The 12704-nt window shown below is 52.4% G+C and carries 9 protein-coding genes; all 9 read left to right on the forward strand.

From position 1 onward, the window contains the following. Positions 1 to 192 precede the first annotated feature (192 nt). The 9 genes from CF651_RS06460 to CF651_RS06500 all read left to right on the forward strand — a co-directional run bounded on the left by CF651_RS06460 (position 193) and on the right by CF651_RS06500 (position 12666). The gene (locus CF651_RS06460; protein ID WP_094014023.1) at positions 193 to 1503 is read left to right on the forward strand and encodes an ABC transporter substrate-binding protein; all 1311 of its coding nucleotides are present in this window, start codon (positions 193 to 195) and stop codon (positions 1501 to 1503) included. Between the two features lie 33 nt (positions 1504 to 1536). Then, the gene (locus tag CF651_RS06465) at positions 1537 to 2481 is read left to right on the forward strand and encodes a carbohydrate ABC transporter permease (protein WP_425436217.1); all 945 of its coding nucleotides are present in this window, start codon (positions 1537 to 1539) and stop codon (positions 2479 to 2481) included. A 12-nt stretch (positions 2482 to 2493) separates the two neighbouring features. Continuing rightward, positions 2494 to 3324: a carbohydrate ABC transporter permease gene (locus CF651_RS06470; protein ID WP_094014024.1), complete on the forward strand. Its 831-nt coding sequence runs from the start codon at positions 2494 to 2496 to the stop codon at positions 3322 to 3324. A gap of 46 nt (positions 3325 to 3370) precedes the next feature. Next, positions 3371 to 4111, forward strand: a complete 741-nt coding sequence (locus tag CF651_RS06475) for a glycerophosphodiester phosphodiesterase (RefSeq protein ID WP_094014025.1) — start codon at positions 3371 to 3373, stop codon at positions 4109 to 4111. A 21-nt stretch (positions 4112 to 4132) separates the two neighbouring features. Further along, entirely contained in the window at positions 4133 to 5308 is a 1176-nt protein-coding gene (locus CF651_RS06480) for a YncE family protein (RefSeq protein ID WP_094014026.1), read from the forward strand. Positions 5309 to 5382: 74 nt separating this feature from the next. Further along, positions 5383 to 6099, forward strand: a complete 717-nt coding sequence (locus CF651_RS06485) for a glycerophosphodiester phosphodiesterase (protein WP_094014027.1) — start codon at positions 5383 to 5385, stop codon at positions 6097 to 6099. Positions 6100 to 6495: 396 nt separating this feature from the next. Then, positions 6496 to 10953 carry a lamin tail domain-containing protein gene (locus tag CF651_RS06490; protein ID WP_094014028.1) on the forward strand — a complete coding sequence of 1486 codons (4458 nt, stop codon included), beginning with the start codon at positions 6496 to 6498 and terminating at the stop codon, positions 10951 to 10953. 185 nt (positions 10954 to 11138) lie between these two features. After that, positions 11139 to 11630, forward strand: coding sequence for a cysteine dioxygenase (locus tag CF651_RS06495; protein ID WP_094014029.1), 492 nt, complete (start codon positions 11139 to 11141; stop codon positions 11628 to 11630). Between the two features lie 61 nt (positions 11631 to 11691). Next, a complete protein-coding gene (locus CF651_RS06500) occupies positions 11692 to 12666 on the forward strand; it encodes an acetylxylan esterase (protein WP_094014030.1) in 975 nt (324 codons plus the stop codon). The last annotated feature ends 38 nt before the right edge of the window (positions 12667 to 12704 follow it).

The following is a 12704-nucleotide window of genomic DNA, read 5'->3' on the forward strand; positions in this document are numbered from 1 at the left end:
AAGGCTTTAGCAATTGTATATCGGACTCACTTGGATGCGGAGATCATGAGATAATCCAAGGGACATTTGTCTTGCTGCAGTGCTGCGGCAGGTGTTCCTTGACGTTCTCTCGTGGTCTTCTTTTTTGCCTTCGTTTCATGGATGAAGAAATTGTATGGAAGCGCTTCACACATTCGAAAGGGGTAGATACATATGTTGAGAAAAAAATGGTTAACACTTCAAGCGGCATCGCTTGCGCTGGTCATGTCAATCGTAGGGTGCTCGTCTTCGGGAGCCGACAAGGTTGAGGATGCGAAGACCGCAGCAGAAGATAATTCCCCTGTAACGATTCAATACTGGCATTCCCATGCGGACGCGCAAATCGAAACGCTGAACTATATGATTGCGGAATTTCAGAAGAAATATCCTAACATTACCGTAGAGCCGGTATTCCAAGGGGCCTACACGGATCTGCACAAAAAGCTTCAGGCGGCCGTGGCGGCCAAAGAGGTGCCCGCTGTAACGAACGTAGAAGTATCCGTACTGCCGAACTTCGCCGATGGCGGTGTGTTTGCGGATTTGAGCCCGTATATTAAACGGGATGCCGTGGACATGAACGATTTTTCCAAAGGGATGCTGCAAGCGTATTCATACAATAACAAGCAGTATGGCTTTCCGTTGATCGTCAGCACAAGCGTCATGGTTTATAACAAGACGATGCTCGATCAGCTCGGCACGAAGCCGCCGCAAACCTGGGCGGAAATCGATGAATTCAACAAGAAGGTGACGCAAAAGGATAACGGGAAGACCACACGCTACGCGTTTTCGGTACCCGGCTGGGACACCTGGTACTATGATCCCTGGGTTTCCAACGGGGGCGGGGCCATTCTAAGCCAGGATCATAAAGCGACGCTGCTGGATCAACCCGACAGCCTGAAATGGATCCAAAATTTCCGCAAGTGGATGCAGGAGGGCTCCATGCATATGGGCTACGGCAAAGGAGCGTCGGACACGATGCGGCAAATGTTCCTCGAAGGCAAAGTCGCGATGGTTCAGCATTCGTCCGCCATTATCAAAACGTATTTGGAAAATGCCAAGTTTGAAGTAGGCGTCTCATTCATTCCGGGTGACAAGGAGCGCAAATCACATATCGGCGGAGCGGGTATTGTCATTATGGACGGCGCGCCGGCGAAGCAGAAGGAAGCGGCCTGGAAGTTCGTCAAGTTTATGACAGGCGCCGAAAACAACATTAAGTGGGCGCAGGGCACAGGCTATTTGCCGACGCACAAGTCCGTGCTGAACACGGAGGAAGGCAAGAAGTATTTTGAAAAATTACCGCAGTACAAGGCCGTGTTCGATAACTTCGACAATGTGGTTGGACGTCCGCAGCATCCGGCTTATCCGGAATTCAGCAAGAAGTACATGGAAGTCGTCGGCAAAATGATTCTCGAAAACGCGGACCCGGTACCGCTGATGAAGGATGCCGTCAAGGACATGAATGCCATTATTAAGGATTCGCAATAACCATAAATACCGCTTGAGAGGGGAACACGCGATATGAACGTGATGGAGGGCCGGCAGGCCGGCGCGCAGCAGGAGACAGTCAGAAAAAGTAAGCGTTCCCGTTACCGGATGCTGGAGGGGCTCAAGGATTTCTCCTTTGCCCTTCCCGCACTCCTCATTTTGCTCGTATTTATTTACTATCCGATGCTGAATTCGTTTTATCTTAGCTTTACGAACTGGAATATGACGAAGCCCGTCAAGAAATTTATCGGGTTCGATAACTATGTTTACTTGTTTACTAGCGATACGTTCTACAATGTGCTGAGAATTACGTTTACTTACATGATTCTTGATGTCACAATTACATTAATTTTGGGGCTGCTGCTCGCGCTGCTCTTCAATTCAACGGCACGCTTCTTTAATTTCCTGAGAACGTTCATCTTTATGCCGCACTATATATCGATGGTCATTATCTCGATGATTTTTCTATGGATTTTCAATGGACAATACGGCTTGTTAAACGAGCTGCTGAAGCTGTTCGGCATGGATCCGGTGCAGTGGCTGACAAACCCGCGCACGGCTTTATGGGTGTTGATCGTCGTTTCCGTATGGAAAGGCGTCGGCTTTACCATGATTATTTTTATCGCAGGGCTGCGAAGCATTCCGATTGAATATTACGAGGCATCGGGTATTGACGGTGCGACCAAGTGGACGCAGTTATGGCACATTACGCTTCCCCTGCTGTCTCCAACGACGCTGTTTTTGGTGATTACGCATTTTATTTCCTCCATGCAGGTGTTCCAGTCCGTTGACATTATGACGAACGGAGGGCCTCTGGAGTCTACAAAGGCCATGGTGTACTGGATTTACGAGATGGCCTTTACCGATTTCAAAACAGGCAGGGCGTCCGCGCTGGTCGTTATTTTCTTTATCATCATCATTTTGTTGACGATGGTGCAGATGTACATTTCCAAGAAATCCGTTCATTACGAAGGGTAGGGGGATCGACTTATGCTTCAGACCTTAACGAAAACTACCCGTATTGCAGCAGCTTTACTTATCACGGCGCTGATGTTTTTTCCGATCTACTGGATGCTCATCACCGCATTCAAGACGCCGGCGGAATTAAGGCTGGCCGTGCCGACCTTTTGGCCGGAGAAGCTGATGTGGGAAAATTTCCTTGATGCCTTCGATACGATCCCGTTCTACCGGTTTACGGTTAATACGGTAGTCCAAACGGTGGGAATCGTCGTCCTGCAGATCAACATCGGCATTATGGCGGCGTATGCCTTTGCGAAGGGGTCGTTTGCAGGGCGGGACAAATGGTTTCTGATCGTGCTCGCCGCACTGATCGTACCGGAGCAGGTGATCTTTGTTCCGGTGTATGTGATGATGTCTAAGCTTCATTGGATTAATACGTACTACGCTCTAATCATTCCTCATGCAGCGTCGGCCTACGGCATTTTCCTGCTGCGGCAAACATTCCGTTCCATTAATAACGATGTGATCGAGGCGGCGAAGGTGGATGGGGCCAACCGGATGCAGGTGCTGTATCAAATCTTGACGCCGATGGCCTTTCCGACGGTTGCAACGATGATCGTAATCAGCTTTATTCACAGCTGGAACTCGTATTTCTGGCCATTGATTATGACCAACTCGAACCAAATGCGTGTACTGACCGTAGGGATTGCGATGATGCGGGATTCGATTGCGGGGAACGAAGCGCTGAACATGCATCTGCTGATGGCTGCCAGCGTCGTGGTCATAGTGCCGATCGTCATCGTGTTCGTCTTTGCTCAAAAATATATCGTGGCTGCGATGGCAAGCTCCACCTTTAAATAGTGCCCGGAGTGCCGGGCCCAATCTAACTGGCAAAGGAGTCAAGAACATGACAATGAGCTCTACATTATTGAATATCGCCCATCGGGGGGCCAAGGGGGAGGCGCCGGAGAACACGCTGGCCGCTTTCCGGCTTGGCTTGGAGCAAGGCTGCGACGCCATTGAGCTGGACATCCATTTGTCCAAAGACGGGCAGCTCATCGTCATCCACGATGCCACGCTGGACCGGACGACCGACAAGACCGGCCGTGTGAACGACCTGACGGTGGAGGAGATTAGGCAGGCCGACGCCGGGCGGTGGTTTCATGAAAGCTTTGCAGGCGAACGCGTCCCCTTGCTGGAGGAAGTGTTCGATTTGGTACCGCCTCACATCATGATCAACGTGGAGATTAAAGATTCGTACGGTCGTCGGACGGAGCCTGCACTTGTGGAGCTGATGAGGAACAAGGACCGGGTCGGGCAGGTCGTCGTGTCCTCCTTCGATCATAAAAGCTTGCAGTACTTGAAGCTGCTGGAGCCGGAGACGAGAATGGGACTGCTGTATGACGTCAATTTAGGCCGCCACTCGGCACTGGTTTCCTCGCTGGGGGCTCCGGTTTATTCGCTGCATCCTAACTTCAAACGAATCAGCAAGGAAGATGTGCGCGATGCGGTCGCGCAAGGACTGCAGGTATTCCCGTATACCATTAACCGTGAAGAGGATATGATGCTTGCGATACAGTACGGGGTATCCGGTATTATTACCGATTATCCGGGGCGATTAAAGGCTTTGCTGTGCCCGACGGTGTAAATCGAAATTTGAGGTGAAAAAATGAAGCGAGCCATCATCTTGTTAGCTTTGATAGGCTCTATAAGTCTGGCGTCCGCCGGATGCCAGCAAGCCCCGGCAGGGCTGTCTGTAAGTGCCGGCGATCAAGGCACACCGTCTTCAACCGGTTCGCCCAAGCAGAATCAGAGCCAGGGTCAGAATCAGGGGCAAGCCCCAGATCAGCAAAGCCGGAAGAGCCTGCAGGGAAAGGGCTTTACACAGGAAGAAGCAGGCATCAAGCTTCGCGTTGACATGCCGGAGCTCCAGGCTTTTTTGCAGCAGGCCAAGGCAGGGCCTATCGTTCCGGCTTTATTGCAGGATGCGGTACCGCAGGGGCTTGCCCTGGTGGAGGATAAACAGTGGATCCTTATATCGCATTACCGAACCGGGGGCAAGTCCAGCCTGCTGTCGGTGATTGATGCAGGCTCCGGCAAGCTGGTGAAGGTAGTCGAGCTGTATACCAATGCGACGACTCCGTATAACGGCCATGCCGGAGGCATTGCGGCCAGCCCCAAGCATGTATGGGTCTCCTCCGGCGAGGAGGTCAGTATTCTGAATATCGATGATATTCAGAAGGCCGAAGACGGAGGCAGGCTTGTTTTTCAGGGATCGGTGCGAAGCGATACCCGTGCCTCTTTTGCCGCTTATGCGGACGGGATTTTATGGATCGGGGAATTTGCCCACGGCAAAGACTACCCTACCAAGGAGTCGCATTATGCAACGAATCGGGATGACAAGCAGCATAAAGCTTGGGCGGAAGGCTACAGGCTGGATGCAGCGACCGATTTGCCGCCTGGGGCCGCTTCGGATGCCAAGGGACAGCAGCCTACGCCGAATTATATCTTGTCCTTACCTGACAATGTGCAGGGGATGTATGTAGGCAAGGACAGTATCCGGCTCAGCCAATCGTACGGGCGCAATAACGCAAGTACACTGCTCACGTTCAAGAACAGTCTGGCTGAGAAGCCTCATGCATCGGTATCCTTGAACTCCGCTGTGATCCCTATGTGGTTCCTCGACAGCAAGAATCGGACGGGATCGATGGAGCTGCCGCCCATGTCGGAGGGGATTGCCGAATCCGAAGGCTCCTTGTATATTTTGTTTGAGTCGGGTGCAGCTCCTTATCGAAGCTCCTCCAGCTATGCGTTGGATCGTCTGCAGATCATCCCGGCAAAATAACGGTTGGTATCCGTTCGCAGCATGGGTTATGATCAGGGAAGGGAAGTACAACATCATAAGCAGGAGGAACGACAATGAAAATTGCCGGATTGGCGCACAGGGGCTATCCCAAGAAATTTCCTGAAAATACGATGGCTTCTTTTCAAGCGGCTATGGATTTATCCTTCAGCCATCTGGAGTTGGACGTACAGCTTAGCAAAGATGGTGTCCCCGTCGTTATTCATGATACTACCGTCAACCGGACGACGAACGGCAAGGGGCATGTAGCGGACTTCACCTTGGAGGAGCTGCGCCAGCTTGACGCGGGGGGAGAAGAATCGATCCCGACGCTGGCGGAAGTGCTGATGCTCGCCAAGGACAAGGTTCTGGTCGACATTGAATTGAAGCAGAGCGGGAATTTATACCCCGGATTAGAGGAAAAGGTGCTGGAGGTCATTGCCGAATGCGGCGTTCAGGATCAAGTATTCGTCACCTCCTTCGATCATTACTCCATCCAGAGAATGCGGCAGCTATCCAAAGAAATCGAGCTCGGCCTGGTCCTATACGGGGCCACGCCTGCCGTGTTTCCCCTTGCAGAGCAGCTGGGAGCGCGTTACATTTCGGTCAAATACATTTACTTAACGGATGACTTTGTCCAAGAGTGCGAACAACGCGGCATTCAACTGATCGCGTGGACGATAGACGATGAGGCGGAGATGCGTAAGCTGCGGGAGCAATACCCTCATGTATGGATCTGTACGAATGAGCTGGAAAAATGGAAGCAGTGTGTCATGGACATAGAAGCTGTGTAATCATAGGCTGGAGAATAAGAGAAGCCCGGATTGCATGCAGGTCAGGCAAGTGACGGAAAGTATTCCGTGACAAGCCTGCTTGCTGCACGCCGGGCTTTTATTTGTGAAGCCAGCTTTCCTTATGGAAAGCTCCAGGCGGCCGGGAAATCATCACGCTAGAAATTTGCTATGAACAGAGGTGGGGTATTCCCTGGAGGAGCGATAGCGTCCGCCTTTGTTATCGGGAACGAACCGCTGTAAAGTGAATCCAATCCTAAGTTCCCGGTAACAACAGAGGCTGGAGGGGAATACCCCACCGGAGTATAATGGCAAATTATAGCTTCCCTGGGTTTCTCAGCTCTTAGCGAATGCTTACGAAGTCAGCTTTCCTTACGGAAAACTTTTAGGAGGAAAAAAATGAAAAACTACCGCCATCATAAGCTGGCCATTACGATGCTAGTGATGACCATCCTGCAGGGCTGCTTAACAGGATTGTTTGTACCATCAAAGTTGTATGCGCTTACAGCTGCTCCGGAGCTGCTCATTACAGAGATTGTAGCGGCATCCGGCGGAAGCAATCAGGCGTATGAGTATGTAGAAATTTATAATCATACTTCCCAAGAGATCAATCTGAACAACTATAAGCTCCGGTATTACAGCGCGAGCCCTTATACAACATTCGCCAACGAATGGACTTTTGTGAACAAAACGATAGCTCCGCGCAGCGCCATGGTGCTATGGCTTCAAAAATTCGATAATCTGAACAACCCCTCGGGGCCGAACTCTTTAGCCGATTTCAACAGCAACTACGGGGCTGCATTATCGCAGGATCAGCTGTACCCGGTGAAATTGACGACAAGCGGGCAAGGCCTGCATGATACCGCCAAGAGGCGGATTACACTGGCCAACGTTTCAGGCACTATCGTGGTCAGCGCCTATATTAACGATGGAGCTGCCGACGGGATTAAGGATAAAGGCATTGTTTACAGTTATCCGGGAAGCGGGATTGAAATGACGAAGGTGGCCAACAGCCAGACGGCTACCCCCGGCTCATTGATAAACGGGCAAATTCCGGGACCGAATCCTCCCGCCGGTGTTACTGCTCAGCCTTCGGATCAAAGCGTGACACTCAGCTGGACTGCGAACGAGGAGGCGAATATCGCCAGCTACAAGGTATATCAGCAGGGGGCGGCACAGCCGGCGACCGTAACGGATACGATATACCGAGTAACCGGGCTTATCAATGAAACGGAGTATAAATTTCGTGTAACCGCTGTGGATACGAACGGGAACGAGTCGGCCGGCTCATCCATCGCCGCCGCGATTCCACAGTTGATCGTGGACACGACCCCACCGGAGCAACCGACCGGATTGACGGCCTCCACAGGACTCGGCACCGTGGGTTTGAGCTGGTCGCCAAATCACGAAAATGACATCGCAGGCTACCGGGTTTTCATGGACGGAGCGTTGCTGACAACGGTATCGGCGGCCACCTACAGAACGCAGCTGGCATCGCTGACCCCGGGCAGAGCGTACCCGTTTCAGCTTACCGCCTTGGACAAAGCGGGCAACGAATCCGTCAAATCCGCTGCCGTCCGGGCAGTCCCGGATACAGCACCGGTGCCCGCGCTGCTGATCACGGAGCTTGTTCCGGATACGGATAATCATTATACCGGCTATGACGCGTTTGAATATGTAGAGCTGTACAACAACAGTCTGGAGGCGATCGATCTGAAAGGCTACACGCTGAAGCTGGAAAGCTCCGATCCGGCCAAAAGCTGGCAGCAATCCATCGAGCAAACCGCTGTCCTGCGCCCGAAACAAACGGTCGTCCTCTGGACGAGAAAGGCGGAGCTCGCTCATCTGGACAAGGAAGCCTTTAACCGTAATTTTTATGCCTCCTACATGGCAAAATACGCTGCCGAGGACTCGATTATATTCGTCGACGGAGTCAGCGGTTTAATTAATTCCGGGAAGCAGACGGTTGTTTTACAAGATGCGGAAGGCAAGGAAACGGTTCGTGCTTCCTATAATGACTCTGCAACGGATGTCAAAACGAATACAAGCATCGTATTCAGTTACCCTGTCGACGGTACGAATCGGATGCGGAAGACGGAAGCGAAAGCCGTCCCGACACCAGGGCAGCTCATCAGCGGACAGCTTGCCGCTATTCCCGGCTCTGATGTACAGCCGCCAGCGGTACCTTCAGGCGTAGAGGCTGCTGCGGGAAACGGCCAGGTGACTCTAAGCTGGAGTCCTAATACGGAGCTGGATCTTGCAGCCTACCGCATCTATAGGAACGGAAAGCCGGAGCTGGAGGTACCGCTCGGCCAGCGGCAAGCTATCGTTTCGATGCTGACGGGGAACGTCGATTATTCCTTCACCCTGTCGGCTGTTGATATTTATGGTAACGAATCGCCTCAGTCCATAGCAGTCCATGCTGTACCGGGACATCAAAGCATCACGCAGCAGGATCGGAGTGAAGCGGTGGATACGGCCTTATTCCCAGATTTCTGGAATATGAGTCAGCCCGGACTGGTGGTACCCGGTTTAGTCGAGGATGTCGTACCTCAAGGGATGGCATATGATAAGGAAAAAGACTGGCTGCTCATTTCCAATTACCGGGAAGATGGCAGACCCAGCACCTTATCGGTTATTGATGCCAAGACGAATCGGATGATCAAATCGTTGAACCTGTATCAGGAAAATAATACGCCCTATACCGGTCATGCAGGCGGGGTTGCAATCAGCCGAAGCAACGTCTGGATTGCCTCGGGAAGCTATTTGTACCGAATTCCGCTGGAGACGATCGTTCAAGCGGAGAATCAGGATCAGGTCTCTTTTGCAGATAAAATATTGACGCCGACACGGGCATCTCTGGCCGCGTACCATAACGGTGTTCTGTGGGTAGGCGAATATTATGAAGAGCCGGGATATCCGACGGACAGTAGTCACAAGCTGATGAACCGGGATCAGGAAATGTATGGTGCATGGCTGGCCGGCTATAAGCTGGATGATGTGTCAGATCGACCTGCACCTGACCATCCAAGTGTCAATGATGCCCTTGTGCCGGACTATATTTTGTCGATACCCGGCAACATTCAAGGAGTCGATGTGCTTGACGATCAAATCATTCTCACTCAATCGTTCACCCGTGCAAAGGGCAGCAGCCTTGTCCGCTACAAGCAGCCTTTAGGCCAGGTGCCGGATACGACGGTAAGCCTTGGGCAGTACCCTGTGCCCGTATGGTTTCTGGATTCCCAAAGCCGGATCGAGAGCAACGGGGAGCTAGCTGCCCCTCCGATGGCGGAAGGCGTCGTAGACAGGGAAGGCAAGCTGTATGTTTTGTTCGAATCCGGGGCGAATGCCTACCGAACCACGGCACTGCAGCCGCTGGACAGAGTACAGGTGCTGGATTTATCGGTATGGAAGGGATATGGAAATATTTCCATTCAAGGTGCTCCGAACGTCCTGGTTCAGGGCACTGAAGCCCAGCTCCATGCGCTTCAGAACAAAGGAAATGCTCCTGCGGTAGATGTGACATCGGACACGGTATTTACGAGCAGCAATCCTTCCGCAGCATTGGTAAGCGCCCAAGGCTGGTTAACCGCAGCCGCACCCGGCAGTACGGTAATTACTGCCACATACGGAGGAAGAAGCTCGGAAGCACGGGTTTCTGTCCATGCGAAGCACCGGAGCAATAATCCTTCCTCCGGTACGACGGGGGTAATGATTCCCGAGCCGGCTTCGGCAGGAGAAGCCCCAAACGTTGGGAATCAGACCATGCTTCAACCTGAAGACGGGGTCGTGGACCAGGACAGGGCTACAGTCATGCTCACCGGGAATCAGCGTGCGGTGGTTTTGCCAGGAACATTGCTGGAGAACAAGCAATTGCAGCTGGCTAATGATAAGGTATCTCTGATGTTTTCCAAAGAGACGCTGCAATCGATTCGAACACAGCTCGGCACGGCGGGGGGAACGGTACAAGATACGAAGCTGTTTTTTCAATTGAAATGGCTGGATGCGGATTCCCGAATGGAGTCATTCATGCTGGCGTCTCAAATCAATCACGCCCAAATAAGTGCAGCTAGTGAGATAATGGATGTTTCCCTCTCTCTCCAAGCAAAAAACGGGCAAATTCCGGTGTCTGTCTCGGATCAGCCGATTGCCGCGATCTTTCAGGTGAGTGGGAAGGCGAATCCTGCCTTACTGGGCGTTTATCGCATCCTGGATGACGGGAAGCTGCAATATGTGGGCGGCCGCATGAAGGATGGATCCATGGAAGTATCCATAGATGCCTTCGGTTCCTACGCGGTGCTGGAATATAATAAAGCATACAATGACCTGCCTGCGGATCATTGGGCTTCCGCAGCGATAAAAGAGCTGACGGCGCGGCATATCGTTCAAGGGACGTCAGACGGGCAATTTTCACCCGACGGCTACATTACCCGCGCCGAATTTACCGCGCTTCTTGCAAGGGGGCTCGGGCTTCGAGCCCAAGGCGGCAAAGCCTTTTTCACGGATGTACCTTCGGATGCGTGGTATGCCGATCCGGTTGCGGCGTCGGTAGAGGCCGGTATCATTCGTGGAGAAGGGGAGGGGACGTTCGAACCGGAAGGTAAGGTGACACGGGAGCAAATGGCTGCTATGCTCGTGCGGGCCTGCGAGGTCCGTACAGGACAGAAGGAGGGCGGGAGCCGGGAGGGCGCATCCTTCGCGGATGAATCGCAGATCAGCACATGGGCCAGACCCTACGCCCGCTCAGCCGTCCAATGGGGCCTAATGAACGGGAAAGAGGCGGACCGTCTCGATCCGCGCAGCTTCGCCACCCGTGCAGAAAGCGCTCAGGTAATATGGAATTTGCTTCACAAATAAGCGGTTCAAGGAACGTCAGAGGCAGCGGGATAGCGGCTCTGGCGTTCTTTTTTCTTTATCCTGCAGGAATGGACAAGCACAAGCGGGAGCTTCCCGACATACAAGTATAGCATTCCAATTAACTATAAGGTTTTCTTATTGAAATCCAAAGGAAATGTTATTTATCGAGGAGTGGAGCGGGACAGATGAAACTACTTGAATCCATTGAGCAAGCGTTTCGCAATGTGAAGCAGCCGAACCCACACGAGCTGCGGGGAATCATCGGCGGTTTGGGACTGACCTCGGATCTGTTGGCCCCCTGGATTGAGGAACCGGGGCTTCTCCCGTATGGACGCAAGGTGATGTACCAATCTGCCAACGTTGAGGTGATCGTAGTTCACTTGCCGCAGGGAACCGAGACCTTTATTCATGACCATGGGGCTTCCGTGGGCTGCGCCTTTGTACTGGAAGGAGCGCTGACCAATCGGATTTATCGCCTTGGCAGAGAAGGGTACGCGTACGAGGAAGCAGCCCATGTGATTGAGCCAGGGAAATTTCTGTATGCACCCCGCGGGCAAATTCATCAAATGAGCAATGCGGGTCCAGGCAGGCTTGTCTCCTTTCATGTGTATGCTCCCAAGCTAAGTGAGACGAAAATGTTTTATACGTATGAGCAAGTGCTTGATTATGTTATTTGAGCTGTTGTGATATAGTAAAAAACAAAAGAGTCCGATGTTTGAATAATGAGGGGGTAAAGCAGTGAATTATATCGAGAAAAAGCTGTCCGAATTGTACGCTTATCGTCCGGACGGCACCCCTCCCGCCGATCTGGACCGTTTCTGGGAGCTTACGCTGCAGGAAGCGGCAGCGAAGCCCTTGAATGGGCAGCGGGAGGCGGCGGAGACGCTGTCTCCTTACATACAAGCTTATCGCGTTACCTACAACGGCTTTGACACGACGCCTATCCATGGCTGGCTGCTGCTTCCTCTTTTTGCAATGGCGGATCATGTCAAGCTTCCCTGTATCGTTTCCTTCCACGGGTATACAGGAAGTAAAGGCATTCCCGAGCAGCATGCGCCGTGGCTGATGAACGGTTATGCCGTATTTGCCGTCGACGTGCGGGGGCAGGGCGGAGAAACCGGCAACCATCTCGCGCAGCAGTACGGGATGTCCAGAGGCTGGATGACACAAGGAATCCTTGACCCTTACCAAAGCTATTACCGAGCGATTACGGTCGATGCGCTTCAGGCTCTGGCATGGGTATCGCAGCAGCCTGAGATTGATACGGAGCAGCTCATTGTTTCAGGGCAGAGTCAGGGGGGAGGGCTAGCCCTCATGGTCGGCGCACTTAGCGAGAAGCCGGTGAAAATTATCGCCGACATTCCGAACATGTGTCACATGGATTACGGGATATTTCATTCGACGGGGTCTTTGAAGGAAGCGGCGGAATTCGTTGCGGCTCATCCGGACAAGCTGGAGCAGGTGCTGCAAACGCTTAGCTACTTTGACATGCTTCACCTGTATGAACGGATTCAAGCGCCCGTTCTGATGTCCGTAGGTTTGAAAGATACGGTATGTGTTCCGGAAACCATCTTCAGTGTATATAACCGGATCACCGGGCCGAAGCAGCTGACGGTATTTCCGTTTAACGGCCATTACACGAGCCGGGGGCATCTTTATACACAGATCGATTTTATCCGGGGAAATGCAGCAGAACAAGGAAAATCAAGCTGATGTTCCAGCAGGCTGCACTTTCAAACCAACGAAAAAAG

Source organism: Paenibacillus rigui (genome assembly GCF_002234615.1).
In the GTDB taxonomy this organism is placed as follows: domain Bacteria; phylum Bacillota; class Bacilli; order Paenibacillales; family NBRC-103111; genus Paenibacillus_S; species Paenibacillus_S rigui.

What these genes read in the sequence shown, in the direction of transcription:
- CF651_RS06480 (WP_094014026.1), top strand. Translation starts at nt 4,133, where the DNA reads ATGAAGCGAGCCATCATCTTGTTAGCTTTGATAGGCTCTATAAGTCTG.
- CF651_RS06495 (WP_094014029.1), top strand. Translation starts at nt 11,139, where the DNA reads ATGAAACTACTTGAATCCATTGAGCAAGCGTTTCGCAATGTGAAGCAG.
- CF651_RS06470 (WP_094014024.1), top strand. Translation starts at nt 2,494, where the DNA reads ATGCTTCAGACCTTAACGAAAACTACCCGTATTGCAGCAGCTTTACTT.
- CF651_RS06475 (WP_094014025.1), top strand. Translation starts at nt 3,371, where the DNA reads ATGACAATGAGCTCTACATTATTGAATATCGCCCATCGGGGGGCCAAG.
- CF651_RS06460 (WP_094014023.1), top strand. Translation starts at nt 193, where the DNA reads ATGTTGAGAAAAAAATGGTTAACACTTCAAGCGGCATCGCTTGCGCTG.
- CF651_RS06490 (WP_094014028.1), top strand. Translation starts at nt 6,496, where the DNA reads ATGAAAAACTACCGCCATCATAAGCTGGCCATTACGATGCTAGTGATG.
- CF651_RS06465 (WP_425436217.1), top strand. Translation starts at nt 1,537, where the DNA reads ATGAACGTGATGGAGGGCCGGCAGGCCGGCGCGCAGCAGGAGACAGTC.
- CF651_RS06485 (WP_094014027.1), top strand. Translation starts at nt 5,383, where the DNA reads ATGAAAATTGCCGGATTGGCGCACAGGGGCTATCCCAAGAAATTTCCT.